The sequence below is a fragment of the Burkholderia sp. BCC0044 genome (assembly GCF_902832955.1).
Classification (GTDB): Bacteria; Pseudomonadota; Gammaproteobacteria; order Burkholderiales; family Burkholderiaceae; genus Burkholderia.
In genome coordinates this window covers 1-18,837 of the sequence record NZ_CADFDO010000006.1, presented here as the reverse complement: position 1 = coordinate 18,837, position 18,837 = coordinate 1, and the positions used below count along the sequence as shown (strand labels likewise).

20 protein-coding genes are annotated in these 18,837 nt (G+C 65.5%); 12 read left to right on the top strand and 8 right to left on the bottom strand.

The annotated features are described in order from the left end of the window. The first annotated feature begins 14 nt into the window (after window positions 1-14). From HWX14_RS30305 to HWX14_RS30265, 9 genes are all read left to right on the top strand, one after another. A complete protein-coding gene (locus HWX14_RS30305; protein ID WP_006478274.1) occupies window positions 15-1,505 on the top strand; it encodes an NADH-quinone oxidoreductase subunit M in 1,491 nt (496 codons plus the stop codon). A gap of 39 nt (window positions 1,506-1,544) precedes the next feature. Further along, the gene (gene nuoN / locus HWX14_RS30300; protein WP_175886159.1) at window positions 1,545-2,999 is read left to right on the top strand and encodes an NADH-quinone oxidoreductase subunit NuoN; all 1,455 of its coding nucleotides are present in this window, start codon (window positions 1,545-1,547) and stop codon (window positions 2,997-2,999) included. Continuing rightward, window positions 2,999-3,295: a DUF2818 family protein gene (locus tag HWX14_RS30295; RefSeq protein WP_006478276.1), complete on the top strand. Its 297-nt coding sequence runs from the start codon at window positions 2,999-3,001 to the stop codon at window positions 3,293-3,295. The genes nuoN and HWX14_RS30295 overlap by 1 nt, the downstream gene beginning before the upstream one ends. Window positions 3,296-3,334: 39 nt before the next feature. Next, window positions 3,335-3,925 carry an NUDIX hydrolase gene (locus tag HWX14_RS30290; protein WP_006478277.1) on the top strand — a complete coding sequence of 197 codons (591 nt, stop codon included), beginning with the start codon at window positions 3,335-3,337 and terminating at the stop codon, window positions 3,923-3,925. Between the two features lie 136 nt (window positions 3,926-4,061). Continuing rightward, window positions 4,062-4,484 (top strand): DUF1178 family protein, encoded by a 423-nt coding sequence (locus HWX14_RS30285; protein WP_006750470.1) that lies wholly within the window; start codon window positions 4,062-4,064, stop codon window positions 4,482-4,484. Window positions 4,485-4,539: 55 nt separating this feature from the next. Then, window positions 4,540-5,736, top strand: a complete 1,197-nt coding sequence (locus HWX14_RS30280) for an acyl-CoA dehydrogenase family protein (protein WP_175885952.1) — start codon at window positions 4,540-4,542, stop codon at window positions 5,734-5,736. A gap of 19 nt (window positions 5,737-5,755) precedes the next feature. Next, the gene (locus HWX14_RS30275; protein ID WP_175885951.1) at window positions 5,756-6,889 is read left to right on the top strand and encodes an acyl-CoA dehydrogenase family protein; all 1,134 of its coding nucleotides are present in this window, start codon (window positions 5,756-5,758) and stop codon (window positions 6,887-6,889) included. Window positions 6,890-6,927: 38 nt separating this feature from the next. Continuing rightward, a complete protein-coding gene (locus HWX14_RS30270) occupies window positions 6,928-7,389 on the top strand; it encodes a MaoC family dehydratase (protein ID WP_175885950.1) in 462 nt (153 codons plus the stop codon). Then, window positions 7,386-7,862, top strand: coding sequence for a MaoC family dehydratase (locus HWX14_RS30265; RefSeq protein ID WP_175885949.1), 477 nt, complete (start codon window positions 7,386-7,388; stop codon window positions 7,860-7,862). The genes HWX14_RS30270 and HWX14_RS30265 overlap by 4 nt, the downstream gene beginning before the upstream one ends. Before the next feature lie 47 nt (window positions 7,863-7,909). On the opposite strand, the gene HWX14_RS30260 is transcribed toward HWX14_RS30265, so the two are convergent. Next, window positions 7,910-8,602, bottom strand: a complete 693-nt coding sequence (locus HWX14_RS30260; RefSeq protein ID WP_175885948.1) for a glutathione binding-like protein — start codon at window positions 8,600-8,602, stop codon at window positions 7,910-7,912. A 226-nt stretch (window positions 8,603-8,828) separates the two neighbouring features. Then, entirely contained in the window at window positions 8,829-9,620 is a 792-nt protein-coding gene (locus tag HWX14_RS30255; protein WP_012328896.1) for an enoyl-CoA hydratase, read from the bottom strand. 204 nt (window positions 9,621-9,824) lie between these two features. On the opposite strand from HWX14_RS30255, the gene HWX14_RS30250 reads away from it, so the two are divergent. Beyond that, the gene (locus tag HWX14_RS30250; protein ID WP_175885947.1) at window positions 9,825-10,481 is read left to right on the top strand and encodes a glutathione S-transferase; all 657 of its coding nucleotides are present in this window, start codon (window positions 9,825-9,827) and stop codon (window positions 10,479-10,481) included. A 42-nt stretch (window positions 10,482-10,523) separates the two neighbouring features. On the opposite strand, the gene HWX14_RS30245 is transcribed toward HWX14_RS30250, so the two are convergent. Both HWX14_RS30245 and HWX14_RS30240 read right to left on the bottom strand, forming a co-directional pair. Continuing rightward, the gene (locus tag HWX14_RS30245) at window positions 10,524-11,696 is read right to left on the bottom strand and encodes a pyridoxal phosphate-dependent aminotransferase (protein ID WP_175885946.1); all 1,173 of its coding nucleotides are present in this window, start codon (window positions 11,694-11,696) and stop codon (window positions 10,524-10,526) included. A 28-nt stretch (window positions 11,697-11,724) separates the two neighbouring features. Continuing rightward, the gene (locus tag HWX14_RS30240) at window positions 11,725-12,222 is read right to left on the bottom strand and encodes a putative toxin-antitoxin system toxin component, PIN family (protein ID WP_175885945.1); all 498 of its coding nucleotides are present in this window, start codon (window positions 12,220-12,222) and stop codon (window positions 11,725-11,727) included. 57 nt (window positions 12,223-12,279) lie between these two features. Between HWX14_RS30240 and yaaA the strand changes: the two genes are divergently transcribed. After that, window positions 12,280-13,062 (top strand): peroxide stress protein YaaA, encoded by a 783-nt coding sequence (gene yaaA, locus HWX14_RS30235; RefSeq protein ID WP_175885944.1) that lies wholly within the window; start codon window positions 12,280-12,282, stop codon window positions 13,060-13,062. A gap of 173 nt (window positions 13,063-13,235) precedes the next feature. Continuing rightward, the gene (locus HWX14_RS30230) at window positions 13,236-14,390 is read left to right on the top strand and encodes a carboxypeptidase family protein (RefSeq protein WP_175885943.1); all 1,155 of its coding nucleotides are present in this window, start codon (window positions 13,236-13,238) and stop codon (window positions 14,388-14,390) included. A gap of 84 nt (window positions 14,391-14,474) precedes the next feature. On the opposite strand, the gene HWX14_RS30225 is transcribed toward HWX14_RS30230, so the two are convergent. From HWX14_RS30225 to HWX14_RS30210, 4 genes are all read right to left on the bottom strand, one after another. Next, window positions 14,475-15,131, bottom strand: a complete 657-nt coding sequence (locus tag HWX14_RS30225; protein ID WP_175885942.1) for a hypothetical protein — start codon at window positions 15,129-15,131, stop codon at window positions 14,475-14,477. 139 nt (window positions 15,132-15,270) lie between these two features. Beyond that, the gene (locus HWX14_RS30220) at window positions 15,271-15,945 is read right to left on the bottom strand and encodes an energy-coupling factor ABC transporter permease (RefSeq protein WP_175885941.1); all 675 of its coding nucleotides are present in this window, start codon (window positions 15,943-15,945) and stop codon (window positions 15,271-15,273) included. 75 nt (window positions 15,946-16,020) lie between these two features. Then, on the bottom strand, window positions 16,021-16,863 hold the full coding sequence (locus HWX14_RS30215; RefSeq protein WP_175885940.1) for a response regulator transcription factor: 843 nt from the start codon (window positions 16,861-16,863) through the stop codon (window positions 16,021-16,023). A 210-nt stretch (window positions 16,864-17,073) separates the two neighbouring features. Continuing rightward, the gene (locus HWX14_RS30210; RefSeq protein ID WP_126362530.1) at window positions 17,074-18,291 is read right to left on the bottom strand and encodes a DUF2863 family protein; all 1,218 of its coding nucleotides are present in this window, start codon (window positions 18,289-18,291) and stop codon (window positions 17,074-17,076) included. Window positions 18,292-18,837 lie beyond the last annotated feature (546 nt).

The following is an 18,837-nucleotide window of genomic DNA, read 5'->3' as shown; positions in this document are numbered from 1 at the left end:
GGGAGACAACACTAATGCACGCTTTTCCGATTCTCAGTACCGCGATCTGGCTGCCGATCGTTTTCGGCCTCCTCGTGCTTGCGGTAGGTAACGACAAAAATCCGGGAACGGCCCGCTGGATCGCGCTGATCGGTGCGCTGCTCGGCCTCGCGGTCACGATCCCGCTGATCACGGGCTTCGACTCGAGCACGGCTGCGCTGCAGTTCGTCGAGAAGTCGACCTGGATCGAACGCTTCGACATCGCGTATCACCTCGGCGTCGACGGCATCTCGATGTGGTTCGTCGTGCTGACCGCGCTGATCACGGTGATCGTCGTGATCGCCGCATGGGAAGTGATCACCGAGAACGTCGCGCAGTACCTCGCGGCGTTCCTGATCCTGTCCGGGATCATGATCGGCGTGTTCTCGGCGGCCGACGGCCTGCTGTTCTACGTGTTCTTCGAGGCGACCCTGATCCCGATGTACATCATCATCGGCGTGTGGGGCGGCCCGAACCGCGTGTATGCGGCATTCAAGTTCTTCCTGTACACGCTGGCCGGCTCGCTGCTGATGCTGGTCGCGCTGATCTACCTGTACACGGAAACGCACTCGTTCGACCTCGCGACGTGGCAGAACGCGAAGATCGCGATGACGCCGCAGATCCTGCTGTTCATTGCGTTCTTCCTCGCGTTCGCGGTGAAGGTGCCGATGTGGCCGGTGCACACGTGGCTGCCGGACGCGCACGTGGAAGCGCCGACGGGCGGCTCGGTCGTGCTGGCGGCGATCATGCTGAAGCTCGGCGCATACGGTTTCCTGCGCTTCTCGCTGCCGATCACGCCTGACGCGAGCCACTTCCTGGCACCCGTCGTGATCACGCTGTCGCTGATCGCGGTGATCTACATCGGCCTCGTCGCGATGGTGCAGGCCGACATGAAGAAGCTGGTCGCGTATTCGTCGATCGCGCACATGGGCTTCGTCACGCTCGGCTTCTTCATCTTCAACCAGCTCGGCGTCGAAGGCGCGATCATCCAGATGATCTCGCACGGCTTCGTGTCGGGCGCGATGTTCCTCTGCATCGGCGTGCTGTACGACCGCGTGCACTCGCGCCAGATCGCCGACTACGGCGGCGTCGTCAACGTGATGCCGAAGTTCGCGGCATTCGCGATGCTGTTCTCGATGGCCAACTGCGGCCTGCCGGGTACGTCGGGTTTCGTCGGCGAGTTCATGGTGATTCTCGCGGCCGTCCAGTACAACTTCTGGATCGCCTTCGGCGCGGCATTCACGCTGATCCTCGGCGCGGCCTACACGCTGTGGATGTACAAGCGCGTGTACTTCGGCGCGGTCGCGAACGATCACGTTGCCAAGCTGAAGGACATCGGCCGTCGCGAATTCCTGATGCTGGCCGTGCTCGCCGCGTTCACGCTGCTGATGGGCCTGTATCCGAAGCCTTTCACCGACGTGATGCACGTTTCCGTGGAAAACCTCCTCTCCCACGTCGCGCAGTCGAAGCTGCCGCTGGCCCAGTAATCGCGAGCGGAGGAACTCAAGATCATGCAAAACGCCCCTATGAATGTTCTGTTGCCTGACGCGCTGGTGCTGGCCGCCATCGTCGTCGCATGGCTGAACGACACCTTTACCGGTGCGTCCGGCCGCCGCCTGACCTATCTGATCGCGGTCGTCTCGTCGGTCGTCGCCGGCGTGTGGTTCTCGGTCCAGGCGCTCGACCCGCAGCAGTACTACTTCTTCTCGAAGATGGTCGTCGTCGACTCGTTCGCGAGCACGATGAAGGCCGTCGTGTCGTTCGGCTTCGCGGTGTCGCTCGTCTATTCGCGCAAGTACCTCGAAGATCGCGACATGTTCCGCGGCGACGTGTTCCTGCTCGGCATGTTCTCGCTGCTCGGTCAGCTGGTCATGGTGTCGGGCAACAACTTCCTGACGCTGTACCTCGGCCTCGAACTGATGTCGTTGTCGCTGTACGCGGTCATCGCGCTGCGCCGCGACGCCGCGCAGTCGAGCGAAGCCGCGATGAAGTACTACGTGCTGGGCGCGCTCGCGTCGGGCTTCGTGCTGTACGGCATCTCGATGCTCTACGGCGCGACCGGCTCGCTCGAGCTCGGCGAGGTGTACAAGGCGGTCGGCGGCAACACCGACGCGGCCGTGCTGATGTTCGGCGTGGTCTTCATCGTCGCCGGTATCGCGTTCAAGCTCGGCGCCGTGCCGTTCCACATGTGGGTGCCGGACGTCTACCAGGGCGCACCGACCGCGATGACGCTGTTCGTCGGCGGCGGCCCGAAGGTTGCCGCGTTCGCGTGGGGCCTGCGCTTCCTGGTGATGGGCCTGCTGCCGCTCGCGCAGAACTGGCAGACCGCGCTCGTGATCCTCGCCGCGCTGTCGCTGATCGTCGGCAACATCACCGGTATCGTCCAGCGCAACATCAAGCGGATGCTCGCGTACTCGGCGATCTCGAACATGGGCTTCGTGCTGCTCGGCCTGCTCGCGGGCATCGTGAAGGGCGACGCGGCGGCGCCGGCGAACGCGTACAGCTCGGCGATGTTCTACGCGATCGTCTACCTGATCACGACGCTCGGCTCGTTCGGCGTGGTGATGTTGCTCGCGCGCCGCGATTTCGAAGCGGAAACGATCGACGACTTCAAGGGCCTCAACAAGCGCAGCCCGGTGTTCGCGTTCGTGATGATGGTCATGATGTTCTCGCTGGCCGGCATTCCGCCGACCGTCGGCTTCTACGCGAAGCTCGCCGTGCTCGAGGCGACCGTCAACGCGGGTCTCACGTGGCTGGCCGTGCTGGCCGTGATCACGTCGCTGTTCGGCGCGTTCTACTACCTGCGCATCGTGAAGCTGATGTACTTCGATGCGCCGCAGGATTCGACGCCGATCTCGGGCGATTTCTGCAAGCGCACGATCCTCGTGCTGAACGGCCTGGCGGTCGTCGTGCTCGGCCTGATCCCGAGCCCGCTGCTGACCGCCTGCCTGCAGGCAATCCGTCACACGCTGCCGCTGTAATGTCGGCAGCCGGCTGGTTCATCGTGCTGTTGGCGCTCGTCTGCGCCAACCTGCCGTTCCTGAACCAACGCCTCTTCGCCGTCGTGCCGTTCGGCGCGACGAAGAAGAACGCGTGGGTGCGGATCGGCGAGCTGATCGTGCTGTACTTCGTCGTCGGCGCGCTCGGCTTCTGGCTCGAGTCGCGCGCCGGCAACCGCTTCGAACAGGGCTGGCAGTTTTACGCGATCACGTTCAGTCTCTTCGTCGTGTTCGCGTTTCCCGGCTTCACGTTCCAGTATCTCGTCAAACGACGCTGACGGTTTCGGCCGTCCGTCGTGCTCATTCAGGAGCCGCCGATGGCCGAACTACCCAATCACGACGCCGCACTGACCGAAACCTGCCTCGAGAGCGAGGCGATCTTCGAAGGCGCGTTCCTCAAGCTCAAGCGCGACACCGTCCGTCTGCCGGACGGCAAGAAGGCCACGCGCGAATACGTGCAGCATCCGGGCGCGGTGATGGTGATCCCGCTGTTCGACGACGGCCGCGTGCTGATGGAGAGCCAGTTCCGCTATCCGATCGGCAAGGTGATGGCCGAATTCCCGGCCGGCAAGCTCGACCCGAACGAAGGCGCGCTCGCATGCGCGGTACGCGAACTGCGCGAGGAAACCGGCTACACGGCGCGCGAATACGTGTTCCTGGCCCGCATTCACCCGATCATTTCCTATTCGACCGAATTCATCGACCTGTACCTCGCGCGCGGGCTCACGGCCGGCGAGCGCAAGCTCGACGAGGGCGAATTCCTCGAAACCTTCACCGCGACGCTGGCCGACCTGCAGGAATGGGTGCGCACCGGCCAGATCTCCGACGTGAAGACGATCATCGGCACGATGTGGCTCGACAAGGTGCTGTCCGGCACGTGGCCGCTCGGGCCGGTCGTCACGCCCTGAGTGCGGCGTCAGCGGCGGCCGGAGCGCCGCGTTACAATCCGGTGACGCGGTGCGTTCGCGCTGCGTGTTCCGGATTTAGCACGATCGTTCACAAAACCGCTTTTTGCGCTACACTCGTCACACGCCCTGATTCAGCATGAAGGTCCTCGATTTACAGTGTCCGCACGGTCATCGGTTCGAAGGCTGGTTCGCTTCCGCCGATGAATTCGAAGCGCAGTTGTCCCGCAAGCTGGTCGAATGTCCGGTGTGCGGAACGACGGAGATCAACCGGATGCCGTCGGCACCGCGCCTGAACCTGTCGGGCGCGACGCAGGCGCAGCCGGCCGATCCGCGTGCGCTGCAGGCGCAGGTGATGCGCGCGCTGCGCGAGGTGCTGGAGAAGACCGAGAACGTGGGCGAGCGCTTCGCCGAGGAAGCGCGGCGCATCCATTACAACGAGGCGCCGGCACGCAGCATTCGCGGCGTCACGACGCCGGAGGATGCGCAGTCCTTGGTCGAAGAAGGCATCGACGTGATGCCGCTGCCGATTCCAGCCGCGCTGAAAGAACCGCTGCAATGACGTCCGCAGTGTGTCCTTGGCCGGGCCGGACGGCCGCGGACAGGAGACACTGCGCATGGATCTGGATTATTCCCCCGCCGACGACGCGTTCCGCGCCGACGTCCGCGCCTGGCTCGAGGCCCACCTGCCTCACGCACTGCGCGCCAAGGTACTCGATCACAAACGACTCGACCGCGAGGATTTCGCGAGCTGGCACCGGATTCTCGGCCAGCGCGGCTGGTCCGCGCCTGCGTGGCCGGTCGAATACGGCGGCCCGGGCTGGAACGCGACGCAGCGGCACATCTGGGACGAGGAGTGCGCGCGGATCGGTGCGCCGACCGTGCTGCCGTTCGGGGTGTCGATGGTCGCGCCGGTCCTGATGAAATACGGCAGCGAAGCGCAGAAGCGCCACTATCTGCCGCGTATTCTCGACGGCTCGGACTGGTGGTGCCAGGGTTATTCGGAGCCGGGTTCCGGGTCCGACCTCGCGTCGCTGCGCACGCGCGCCGAGCGCCGCGGCGATCACTACGTCGTCAACGGCCAGAAGACCTGGACCACGCTCGGGCAGTACGCCGACATGATGTTCTGCCTCGTGCGCACCGATCCGGCCGCGAAGAAGCAGGAAGGCATCTCGTTCCTGCTGATCGACATGAAGACGCCCGGCATCACGGTGCGCCCGATCGTGATGCTCGACGAGGACCACGAGGTCAACGAGGTGTTCTTCGAGGACGTGAAGGTGCCGGTCGAGAACCTCGTCGGCGACGAGAACCGCGGCTGGACCTACGCGAAATACCTGCTCGGCCACGAGCGCACCGGCATCGCACGCGTCGGCGCGTCGAAGCGGGAGCTCGCGTTCCTGAAGCGCGTCGCATCGAACCAGCGCAAGAACGGCAAGCCGTTGCTCGCCGATCCCGTGTTCGCCGCGAAGGTCGCGGCGCTCGAAGTCGAGTTGATGGCGCTGGAAGTGACGGTGCTGCGCGTCGTCAGCCGCGAGACGAGCGGCAAGGGGCCCGGCCCCGAGGCGTCGATGCTGAAGATCAAGGGCACCGAGGTGCAGCAGGCGCTCACCGAGCTGATGGTCGAAGCGATCGGCCCGCTGGCCGCGCCGTTCGACGTGCCGTTCCTCGACGGCGAGCGCGAACACAGCATCGCGGGCGACGACGATGCGGCGCCGCTCGCCGCGTACTACTTCAATTACCGGAAGACGTCGATCTACGGCGGGTCGAACGAGATCCAGAAGAACATCATCGCGCAGATGATTCTGGGGCTGTGATCAGGGAACGGAGACAACCATGGATTTCAGCTTTACCGATGAGCAGCAGCAGTTCGCCGACGCGCTGCGCCGGTATCTCGGCGAGCAATACGGCTTCGACGCGCGCCAGGCGATCGTGCGCAGCGATACCGGCGTGTCGGACGCGCAGTGGAGCGCCTTCACCGAACTGGGCTTGACCGCGTTGCCCGTGCCGGACGCACAGGGCGGCTTCGGCGGCGGGCCGGTCGACATGCTGGTCGTGATGCAGGAGCTGGGCCGCGCGCTCGTGATCGAGCCGTACTGGGCCACGGCGGTCGGCGTCGAGGCGCTGCGGATCGCCGGCTCCGGCGCGGGCGACGACGCCGCGCTGCTGGAGGCGGTCGCGCAGGGGCACAAGCGCGTGGCGGTCGCGTTCCACGAACCGCGGGCGCGCTACGACCTGTACGAACTCGACACGCGCGCGCGCGGGCAGGGCGGCACGTACCGGCTGACCGGCACCAAGTCGGTCGTTCAGCACGGCGCCCAGGCGCACGCGTGGATCGTGCCTGCACGAATCGACGGCGGCGGCATCGGCCTCTTCGTCGTCGAACGCGATGCGGCCAACGCGAAGGTGGTCGACTACCGGACCATCGACGGCCAGCGTGCCGCGACGATCACGTTCGACGACACGCCGGCCCGACTGCTGACGGGCGGGGCGCGCGACGCGGCGGCGCTCGAGCAGATCGCCGATTACGCAACCTTCCTGCTGTGCGCGGAAGCGATCGGCGCGCTGGACGAACTGAATCGCGCGACCGTCGAATACACGAAGACGCGCGAGCAGTTCGGCGTGCCGATCGCGCGTTTCCAGGCGCTGCAGCACCGGATGGTCGACATGCTGATTCACGCAGAGCAGGCGCGTTCGCTGACCTATCTCGCGGCGGTGCGCTACGCGAACGGCGATGCCGATGCGCGGCGCAAGGCCGTGTCGGCCGCGAAGGCGCGGGTCGGCGCGGCCGCGCGCTTCGTCGGCCAGCAGGCGGTCCAGCTGCACGGCGGCATGGGCGTGACCAACGAGGTGGCCGCCGCGCACCTGTTCAAGCGGCTGTCGATCATCGAGACGACGCTCGGCGATACCGATCATCACCTCGCCCGCATCGCGGCGCTACCCGATTTCGCGCAGACCGACGTAGCATGACGGCGACGCGCGAGCGCGCCAGACAAGGAGACTTATCAGTGGGCATCAGTTACGAAGACCTGGTGGTCGGCAGTACCACCGAAGTGGGCCGCTACACGTTCGAGTCCGACGACATCAAGACGTTCGCGAAGCGCTACGATCCGCAGCCGTTCCATGTCGACGAGGAGGCGGGGAAAGCATCGCATTTCGGCGGGCTCGTCGCGAGCGGCTGGCATACGTGTTCGGTGTTCATGAGCCTGCTGGTCCAGAAGCTCGGGCCGGATTCGACCAGCATGGGCTCGCCGGGCATCGATTCGATCCGCTGGCTGAAGCCGGTGCGCGCCGGCGACACGATCACGATGTATCAGAAGGTGCACGACAAGCGCGTGTCGGAGAGCAAGCCCGATCGCGGCATCGTGTCGACGGAATGGATCGGCGTGAACGAAGCCGGCGAGACGGTGATCAGCGTGCATACCAAGGTGATTTTCGGGCTGCGCCACCCGGCGGGCGCGAACCCATGACCGACGTGACCTTGCCGCTGATCGCCTCGGCGCAGGCGCTGCAGGCGCGGGTCGGCGCGGAGCCGCTCGCGAGCGGCTGGATCGAGATCGACCAGCCGCGCGTCGACGGTTTCGCCGACGCGACCGGCGATCATCAATGGATTCACGTCGACCCCGAGCGCGCGCGGCGCGAGTCGCCGTTCGGCGGGCCGATCGTGCACGGGTTCCTGACGCTGTCGCTGATTCCTGCGCTGATGACCGACGCGATGCGCTTCGAGCAGAAGATGGGCGTGAACTACGGGCTGAACCGCGTGCGGTTCCTGAAGCCGGTGCCGGTCGGGGCGCGCGTGCGTGCGCTGTTCACGGTGAAGGAAACCGCCGACGCCGCGCGCGGCGGCATCCAGGTGACGTGGTCGGTATCGATGCAGGTCGAGCGCCCCGACGCGCCGCTGCCGGTGTGCGCGGCGGAATTCGTCACGCTGCATTACTTCTGAAGCACGGAGCGGCATGCGCGGATGCCGCTCCGCCCGCTACGTGCGGGTCAGTGCTTCGCGTACTGCGTTGCGCCGAACAGCACCTCGCGTGCCTTGTCGTCCTGCAGCGCCTTGCGCATCGACGCGAGCACCTCGACGCCGCGCTGCACGGCCGGTCGCGCGGCGATCGCCTCGTGCCAGCGCTTCACGTTCGGCAGCGCGTCGAGCACGATGCCCTGGTTCTGCCACGAGCGTGTCCACGGGAACGTCGCAATGTCCGCGATCGTGTACGTGTCGCCCGCGAGATACTCGGATTCGCCGAGCCGCTTTTCCATCACGTTGTACAGGCGCTTCGCCTCGTTCGTGTAGCGGTTGACCGCATACTCGATCTTCTCCGGCGCATACAGCCGGAAGTGGTGCGCCTGCCCGAGCATCGGGCCGACACCGCCCATCTGGAACATCAGCCACTCGAGCGTCGCATAACGCGCGGCCGGATCGGTCGGCAGGAACTTGCCGGTCTTTTCCGCGAGGTAGATCAGGATCGCGCCCGATTCGAACAGCGAGATCGGTTGGCCGCCGGGGCCGTCCGGATCGACGATCGCGGGGATCTTGTTGTTCGGGCTGATCTTCAGGAACTCGGGCTCGAACTGGTCGCCCGCGCCGATATCGACCGGATGCGCACGATACGCGAGGCCGGTTTCCTCGAGCATGATGTGCACCTTGTGGCCGTTCGGGGTCGCCCAGCTATAGACGTCGATCATCGTCAACTCCTGTGTGGCATGCGCGAAAACGGCGCCGGCGGCGCCGCGACAGGCGGTCATTAGAGCATGGATCGACACGGGCTGCTGGCGACGCAAACGCACGTGCCGACGGGCATGCGAGGCCGGCCGGAGAGCGCCGGACGGCGTTGCGCGCGGTGTCGACGGGCCGCATCGGATGGACGCGGCGTGGCGTGGCGCGGCGTCGGTTCGAAGGCCGACGCCGCGATCAGCGCTTGTAGCGCGGCTGGCGCTTCTCGAGAAAGGCGGTGATGCCTTCGAGCCCGTCCGCATGATGCAGCGACGCGACGAAATGATCGCGCTCGGTGCCGAGGTGCGCGTCCAGCGGTTGCGCGGTCGCGTCGTCGAGCAGCGATTTGATGCGCGTGAGCGCATTCGGCGAGATGCCGGCGAGCGCGTCGGCCCAAGCCAGCGCGTCGCTCAGTGCCGTGCCGGGCGCGGCGAGCCGGTTGACGACGCCGAGCGCATGCAGGCGTTCGGCGGCGACCGGCTTGCCTTCGAACAGGATCTCGGCCGCGATCGCACGCGGCAGCGCGCGGGCGAGAAACCACGAGCCGCCGCCGTCGGGCGTCAAGCCGACGCGCGCATACGACATCACGAATTTCGCATCGTGTGCGGCGACGATCAGGTCGCACGCGAGCGCGAGCGAGAAGCCCGCGCCGGCCGCGGCGCCTTCGACGGCCGCGATCACCGGCTTCGTCGACGCGCGGATCGCCGTGACCCATGCCGCGAGCTGATCGATGCTGTCGGCCTGGAAGGACGGATCCTTCGAGCGATTCTCGAGCAGCCGGTTCAGGTTGCCGCCTGCGCAGAAGAAGCGATCGGCGCCCGTCAGCACGACGGCGCGAATCGCCGGATCGCGCTCGGCGGTGGCGAGCGCTTCGATGCCGGCCGCGTACATGTCGGGATGCAGCGCGTTGCGCGCGCCGGGATTGGACAGCGTGAGGACGAGCGTCGATTCGCTCTCGGGCGGACGCGAGGCCAGCAGTTCAGCACTCATGCGAGCGTGTCTCCATCGGGTGGCGCGGCGATGACGCCGCATGTGTCGTGCGGGCAGGCGGAACTCACGCCGCAGCGGAGGTAATGTTGTCGTGACGAACGCACAACTTGCTTTAGACTAGCACGAACGTGCTTTTCAGCGCGATGAATCCCGATGCGGCCCGCGTCGATGCGGCCGCGCTTCAGCAAGGAAGGAGACACACCGATGCTACAGCTGTGCGGTATTCCGTTGTCCAACTACTACAACAAGGTGAAGTTCGTCCTGCTCGAGCATGACATTCCGTTCGAGGAAGCGGTGTGCGGTTTGCCGATCAGCGATCCGGCGCAGCTTGCCGATTCGCCGCTCGGCAAGATTCCGTTCCTGAAGACCGAAGAGGGCGCGCTGTTCGAGTCGCAGGCGATCATCGAATACCTGGCGGCGCGCTATCCCGACAAAGGCATTTTCCCTGCGAGCCCGTTCGCGGCGGCGAAGGTGCGCGAACTGGTCGAGACGCTCGAGCTGTATCTCGAATGGGTGGCGCGCGAGGTGTACACGGAAGCGTTTTTCGGCGGCAAGGTCAGCGACGGGATGAAGGCGCACGTCGAGAAGCGCTTGCCGCGCGCGATCGATGCATTCAAGCATCTGACGCGGTTTTCGCCGTATGTGCTCGGCGAGTCGTTCGGCCTCGCGGACATCGCCGCGTGGGTTCATCTGCCGGTCATCGGCATGGCGACGAAGGCGATCTTCGGCCGCGACTTCCTGCTCGATGCAGGCATCGACTGGAAGGCGCACGCGAAGACGGTCGGTGAACGCCCGGCCGCGCAACGCGTGGCGGCCGAGCGCAAGGCGTATGTCGAAGCGGCGAACGTCGCGCGTTCGTAAGCGCGGTTCCGGAAGGGCGGCGTGCGGCCGCCCGTGCGGGTCTTACAGGCGGGCGAGCCGTTCGAGCGCGGATGCGAGCGTGCTTTCCTGCTTCGCGAAGCAGAAGCGCACGACGCCCGATTCGTGCGGCTCGTGATAGAACGCCGACACCGGAATGGCGGCCACGCCGATCTCCGACGTGAGCCACTTCGAGAATTCCGCCTCGGGCAGATCGCTGATCGCCGAGTAATCGACGCACTGGAAGTACGTGCCCGTGCACGGCAGCAGCTTGAAGCGCGTGCGCTCGAGGCCGGCCCGGAAGAAGTCGCGTTTCTGCTGGTAGAAGCCCGCGAGCGACAGGTACGGCGCCGGGTCGCGCAGGTAGTCGGCGAACCCGAACTGCATCGGCGTGTTCACCGTAAACACGTTGAACTGGTGGACCTTGCGGAATTCCGCGGTCAGCGCGGCAGGCGCCGCGACGTAACCGACCTTCCAGCCCGTCACGTGATAGGTCTTGCCGAAGCTCGACACGATGAAGCTGCGCGCGGCGAGTTCCGGGTAGCGCGCGACGCTCTCGTGGCGCGCGCCGTCGTAGACCATGTGTTCGTAGACTTCGTCGGACAGGATCAGCACGTTGGTGCCGCGCACGATGTCCTCGAGCTTGCGCATGTCGGCCTCGCGCCACACGGTGCCCGTCGGGTTGTGCGGCGTGTTGATCAGGATCATCCGCGTTTTCGGCGTGATCGCGGCCGCGAGACGGTCGAACGGGATCGCGTAGTCGGGTGCGTCCAGCGTGACGAACACGGGCGTGCCGCCGGCGAGCTCGATCGACGGCAGGTAGCTGTCGTAGGTCGGCTCGACGACGATCACTTCGTCGCCCGGGTGCACCGCGCACAGGATCGCCGTCAGCAGCGCCTGCGTCGCGCCGGCCGTCACGGTGATTTCGGTGCCCGGATCGTAGCGCCGGCCGTACATCTGCGCGATCTTGTCGGCGATCGCGTCGCGCAGCGGTGCGACGCCGGCCATCGGCGGATACTGGTTGTGTCCGTTGCGCATCGCGGCCGCGACCGCATCGACGATGCGCGGATCGCAATCGAAATCCGGGAAGCCCTGGCCGAGGTTCACCGCGCCTTTTTCGGCGGCAAGCGCGCTCATGACCGTGAAGATCGTCGTGCCGACGTTCGGCAGGCGCGACGGGAAAACGGGAGTCGTTGGCATATCTGAAGGAGCGTTCATCGATACGGTCGAATTCGTTTGGGGGGCGTCAGGCCGGCGTCGCCGTGGCGGGCGGCGCCGTGTCGAGTGCGCAGGCTTCCACGAACGGCGCGGGTTGCGCGATCCGGAAACCGAAGTCGCGTGCGGTGCGCTTCGCGAGCTTCAGCAGCGCGCGGTCTTTCGACACGAGCCACTCGGCCTGCGCGGCGTGGGCGAGTTCGAGAAATTTCTGGTCGTCGCGGTCCTTGCACTTCGGCAGCGGCGGCGCGTCGGCGTCGACGGGCGGCGGTTCGACGAGGCGCGCGAGCCGGGCGACCGTCGCGAGCGCGGCAGCCTTGTCGATCGCGCGCGACTGGAACTGCGGATAGTCGAGCACGTACTCGAGCTCGGTCAGGCAGCGGCCGTCGATCACGGCGGCCAGCGTGCCGCGCTCCAGCGCGGCCCGGATCGGGCGCGTAGCGGGGTCGTCGAATACGAGGATGTCGATCCAGACGTTCGAGTCGAGCACGACGCGATGTGCGGCATGCGGGGCGAGAGAGCGGGTCATTCGTTACAATCGGTGGTTTTCGTCTGACCGCAAGGCACGGCGTGCCAGCGAGCCTCTATGATAATCGTTCTCTCTCCCGCCAAATCCCTCGACTACGAGACGCCCGCGCACGTCCAGTCTTACACGAAGCCTGCATTCGTCGACGACGCGTCGGAGCTGATCGACGGTCTGCGCAAGCTGTCGCCGCAGGACATCGCGACGCTGATGGATATCTCCGATCCGCTCGCGCGCCTGAACTTCCAGCGTTACGCCGACTGGTCGCCGACCTTCACGCCGGCCAACGCGAAGCAGGCCGTGCTGGCGTTCAACGGTGACGTCTACGAGGGTTTCGACGCGAAATCGCTGTCGCCGACCGATCTCGACTATGCGCAGCAGCACGTGCGCGTGCTGTCGGGCCTGTACGGGCTGCTGCGTCCGCTCGACCTGCTGCAGCCGTACCGGCTCGAAATGGGCACGCGGTTCGCGAACGCGCGCGGCAAGGATCTGTACGCGTTCTGGGGCGACCGCATCACGCGGGCGCTGAACGAGCAGCTCGAGACCCGCAGCGGCGCGGCGCGCGTGCTCGTCAACTGCGCGTCGACCGAATACTTCAAGTCGGTCAAGCCGAAGCTGCTGGCCGCACCGGTCGTCACGCCGGTATTCGAGGACTGGAAGGGCGGCCGCTACAAGATCATCAGTTTCCATGCGAAACGCGCGCGCGGCCTGATGGCGCGTTTCGTCGTCGAGAACCGGATCACCGACCCGAAGGCGCTGAAGGCATTCGCGACCGAAGGCTATGCGTTCGATGCGGCAGCGTCGAACGATTCGACGTACGTATATCGCCGGCGCGTCGGCGAGTGACCCTGTCGGCCGTTCACGAGACGGCCGGCGCATGCATGAGGCCGCACGGGCGATACCCCGTCCGCTTTGCATGGGACCGGCGAAAGCGCTAAAGCGCCAACCCCGGTCCACAGCTTTGCATGGGACTGGCGTAAGCGCTAAAGCGCTAACGCCAGTCGACAAAGGAGAGATAGATGGCCCTTTCGATCACCAGTAATTTCGACGCAGGCGCAATCGACGTCGTGTCGTGCGACAACCCCGCCGCGATCCGGCTGCGCGTGCGCGGCGACAATCGGTCGGAATTCGCGCAATGGTTTTACTACCGCTTGACCGGTGCGCGCGGCGAGCGATGCGTGATGACGTTCGAGAACGCGGCCGAATGCGCGTATCCGTCGGGCTGGCGCAACTACCACGCGGTGGCGAGCTACGACCGGGTCGACTGGTTCCGCGTGCCGACGACATTCGACGGCACGACGATGACCATCGACCATACGCCGGAGTTCGACAGCATCTACTACGCGTATTTCGAACCGTACTCGGAAGAGCGTCACGCGGCGTTTCTCGGTGCGGTCCAGCAGTTGCCGCAGGCGAGCGTCGTGGAGCTCGGCCGCACGGTCGAAGGCCGTCCGATGTTGCTGCTGACGCTCGGCACGCCGGAAACCGAGGGTGCGCCGAAGAAGAAGGTGTGGATCATCGCGCGCCAGCACCCGGGCGAGTCGATGGCCGAGTGGTTCGTCGAAGGGCTGGTCAAGCGGCTGGCCGGATGGGGCGACTGGGCCGGCGATCCGGTCGCGCGCAAGCTGTACGATCGCGTGACGTTCTACATCGTCCCGAACATGAACCCGGACGGCAGCGTGCACGGCAACCTGCGCACCAATGCGGCCGGCGCGAACCTGAACCGCGAGTGGATGGCGCCCGATGCCGAGCGCAGCCCCGAAGTGCTGGCCGTGCGCGACGCGATCCACGCGATCGGCTGCGACATGTTCTTCGACATTCACGGCGACGAGGATTTGCCGTACGTGTTCGTCGCCGGCTCGGAGATGCTGCCGAGCTTCACCGAGCAGCAGGGCAAGGAGCAGGCCGCGTTCATCGACGCGTTCAAGGTCGCCAGCCCGGACTTCCAGACCGAGCATGGCTACGCGGCGAGCAAGTACAAGGAAGATGCGCTGAAGCTCGCGTCGAAGTACATCGGCCACCAGTTCGGCTGCCTGTCGCTGACGCTCGAAATGCCGTTCAAGGACAACGCGAACCTGCCCGACGAGCGCGTCGGCTGGAACGGCGAGCGTAGCGCGGCGCTCGGCGCGGCGATGCTGGCCGCGATCCTGGTGCACGTCGACACGTTCGCGTAAGCGCAGCCGTCGTCGCATGAAAAAGGCCGGCGCATCTTGCGATGCACCGGCCTTTTTTGCTGCTGTCGTTGCCGCTCCGCCGTATCAGGACTTCTTCGCGGTTTTTTTCTTCACGGCTTTCTTCTGGCCGCCTGATTTCTTCGTCGCGACGGCCTTCTTGCTGCCGGTGCGGCCCGATGCCTTCGCCTTGCCTTTGCCGCGGTGCGACTTGCCCTTGAATTTCTTCGTCGAAGACGACGAGCGCTCGGCGCGCGGCTTCAGCGGCGGAACCGGGTCGTTCCAGCTGAACGCGAGCATTTGCTGGCCGACATAGCCGCAGCGGAATTTCAGCGGCGTCGGATCGCTGCCGTTGTTGTGGATGCCGAGCCCGTCGACGGTGACGATGTTGTCGACCTTCACGCGCTGCTTGCCCTGGTCGAACGAGTCGTTCCACGGCGTGATCGTCGCGTTGCCGCTGTCGAATGCGTTCGGCGCGAAATCGACGCGGTCGAACGCCGTCGACGTGCTGGCGATGAAGCTGCCGTGCGCCGCACAATCGGCGGCGAGCGGATCGGCATGCATCTCGTTGACGAATTTGTTGATCAGTTCGGAGCGCTGGTCGAGCAGGTCGGCGAATACCGGTGCGGGAAGCGCAAGCGACAGGCCCGCGATACAGGCTGCCAGCTTGCCGAGCGCCCGGAAAATCCGGAGCGAGGCAGGTGAGCTGTCCATCTGGTTATTGGTGAGGAGCGAAGAAGACATCGGGCACGTATAGATGCCCGATGAAGAACAGGAGTTCAATCTTAGCGTAAAAAAGTTGTGCGGCAGTAGGTGACGTATTCGGCAGCGCGCAGCGGAGGTGCCGCGGTACGCGTGTGCGCCGAACCGATCCGGAGGAAATTCAGGCGCGCGGGCCGCCGAGGCGGTAGCGCCGGACGTCGAAGGTCGTGACCCACGCGGGGCGATAGACGGCGATGAGTGCCGTTGCCATGCCGGTGAACCAGGCTTCGCCGAGCGCGAGCAGTGCGGTGTTCAGCAGATAGCCGGCCGGAATCACGACGGGCACGCCGTCCGCGAGCGCGAGCTGAACACCGGCCGCCGCGGCGGCGACCGCGACGATCGCGATGGCGGGCGACAGGAAGCCCTGTCCGGTGATGAACGACGCAAGGTTGTGCGGCAGCCATGCGAGCGCGGCGCGTTGCAGCAGCGCCGACACGCCGACAGGCAGCGCACCGTAGATCAGATAGGTCAGGCCGACGCCTTGCCACGGCGCGTCGAAGATGATCGCGGCAATCGCCGTGACGGCGCCCATCGCGACCAGTGCGAGGGTCCAGTCGAACAGCGTGACGAGCAGCGTGGCGCCGAGCAGATGCATGACGATGCCATCTTCGAGCCATGCGTTCGAGGCCCACAGGACCGCGATCGCAGTGACGAGTGCAAGCCACACGTGCTGAAGCGTGGCGTCTTGCAGGCGTACGAAGGGGCGATTCCAGATCGCGAGCGCGAGCAGGGCCGCGGCGGCGATCCAGCCACCGATGCCAACCCAGAGCGGAAGCGGTGTGAAAAGAAAACCCATGCGTCCATATTACTCGTTGAGCATCAAAGGTGGGAGCCTGCACATGCCCGACCGTCGCAATATCGAGACTGTTGCCTAGCGTCCGCGCCGGAACCGTGCCGGCGGCTCGGCGGCGAGCGGCAGGTCCTGCGTGCCGGCATGCGCGGAGGGCAACGGGTACGGACGGTCATGCCGTTGTGCACGCAGCGGAGCCGGGCCGTGTTCTCCGATGATCGGCTTGCGGGCGCGATTGCGGTTCGCCAGCAGCACCTCCAGATGGGGCGACAGCCAGCCGTTGTAGATCGCGACCGCGGCGGCGCGGTTGGCTGCGCCGAGCTGCTGGAAGATGCTCGCGAGGTGGATCTTCACGGTGCCTTCGCTGATGCCGAGCGTCCGGGCGATCATCTTGTTCGTGCTGCCCATGTGGACGAACCGCATGATCTGCGCTTGCCGTGGCGACAGCAGGCCGCTCGGTGGCCGCCGGGGCAGCGAGCCGGCGAGCGTCTGGAAATGGGCATCGTGGCGCGCCGTCGTCGTCGCCGTGGACGGCAGCAGGCTGAGAGCGATCGGCGGAATGTAGTGTCCGCCCAGCAGGACGATCTCGAGCGCCCGCACGATCAGGTGCGGCCGCGTGGAATGCGGGATCACGCCCGCGACGCCGTAATTGAAGAAGCGCTGGATGGCCTCGGGCGAGATGTCGTCGACCAGGACGGCGAGCGGTGTCGGCGAGCACGCGTTGCCGAGCGCCTGCAGCTCGCTGATCCGGCCCACGTCCAGCCAGTCGATCGCGACGAGGTCGAAACGCTGGGTGCGCAGCAGCCGGCGCGCCTGGAAACCGTCAGGCGCGTCGTTGATGCTGGCGTGCCGGTCGATCTGCCGCAACAGGGTCTTCAGTCCGTCACGCCGTTCGGCGTCTGAGTTAAGTACCAAGAACCGCATATTCAACCTCCGTGAAGTGAGTCATTGACTGCCGTCGGGGATAAGCTGGCCCCGATAATGACAAAGACCTTACACGATGTCTGCTTGGCTGAAAGGCTTAGGAAAAGTTCGAAATTTTGGGCGACGGGGGCATCGGACAAGAAAAAAACCGCTTCGGCGGGCACCGGAAGCGGCTTTGGGCGGGCAGGCTGTCGGGGCCTGCGGGGTGGGTCAGTGGAAGTGCGGCTGGGCGGGCGACGCGTCTTCCGGCATTTCCGCATGGACGATTTCGCCGAGCGGATCGGCGTAAAGCGGCACGCCGCAGTCGTCGCAGTATTCGGGCTCGAAGCGGCCCGCGTGCCGCCGGACGTCGGTTACGCCGCATTCCTTCAGCAGGCTCACGATTTCCTCGAGCGGCCCTTCGATCGGCGCCTCGCCTTCGAGCGTCGCGTTGTCGATCGATACGTCGCCGTTTTCCCGGCCGTAGAGCGGCCACACGACACCGTAGATCACGTCGTTGCTGGCACGTCGCGTGAAGCCGACGCGATACTCGTCGATACGACGTTCGCCGAAGCCGGCGACCACCGCGCGCAGCTCTTGCGGCGCTGCACCAAGTGTGTCGAATAGATAACGAATGGCTGTTCGGACGGTGTGCGGACGCACGCGTTCGTCCGCATCGCGACAGGCCGAGTAGTACGCGTCCGGAAGCAGGCATTCGAACTCGCAGCCGGGCAGCGCGATCGACAGGTTCGGGCCGCCCTGGGCCGTCCATTGTTCGAGGCACTGGCCGCGCTCGATCCGGCTGCCGTTTTCTTCTTCCTGCCAGCGGAACAGCGGCGCGCCGGCCGGCGCGGCGACGACCGCCAGCAGGAAGCGCGGGTCGGCCAGGATCGGCGAGGTTTCCGGCAGGTCGCCGAAGCTCAGCTTCGGGGTGTGCTGGCCGATTGCCGCATGGGCGAGCTGCTGGGCCAGCCGGTAGGTTTCGACGTGGTGCCGCGGCAACTGGTCGATGCTGTAGAGGAACGGTGCGAGCCCGACGAGGGTGCCGTTCGCGAGCACGTGCGCCTGCAAGTGCGTTCGCAGCGCGTCGGCAACGTCGCCCTTGAGCGGGCCCGACGGAATCATGTAGCGCGTCCAGGCGAGAACCGGGACGGCGACCAGCAGCGCATCGTACGGTTGGCCGTCGTGCTCGATCACCATCGACTCGCTGTGCGTCTCGGCCATGTCGGCGAGCGCGCCGTAGGCGTCGGGATGATTCTGCTGAAGATGGTCGAGCGCGGCGTCGAGCGTGGTCTGATTGCCGTTGCGGACAATCTTGGCGAGCAGCGCATCGAGCTTCGCTTCCCAGAAGCGATCCTCGATGCGGCTGCCCGACGCGAAGAGGGCAAGCGACAGACCGACCAGTTTGTCGGCATCGGGGGGGAGGCGTTTGGCGATTCGCTGGCGCATATTAAAGACGTATATAGAAAGAGGCGAAGAACCTCACATTCTAGTCCGTTCTTTGCACCATAAGCGGTCTCGTGCCCAGGCACGGCCAGACGGCCGAATTGCGGTGTTTGTAAAAAAGTTGCTTCAAGCCCCTTGCGCTCACGGCGTGAGCTGCTTAGAATCACGCCTCTTTCGCGCTAACGGAAACGCAGCGCGGGAGGAAGGGAGGCGGTGCTGTTGGGGTTCGGGTTGTAGCGAGCCTCGGCGGTACAAGAGGTTGAGCCCCGCAGTCGCAACGAAGTGGTTCAGAAAGTTGTTGACGAGCTGCGAAACACGGTTCATAATCTCGCTTCTCTGCTGCTGAAAACGCAGCGCTGCCGAGAAACTTCAGGTTTCTCGCAGAAACGCTCTTTAAAAATTAACAGCCGATAAGTGTGGGCGCTTGATGGCAGCGAGCTGATCCTCGGATCAGATAGCGAAAGTATCAAGAGTCTCACACTAAAGTAAGTCAGGTTTATGAAGTGATTCATATTCCTGTCAGCTTTGAGTGAGCGACCGGTTCTTAAC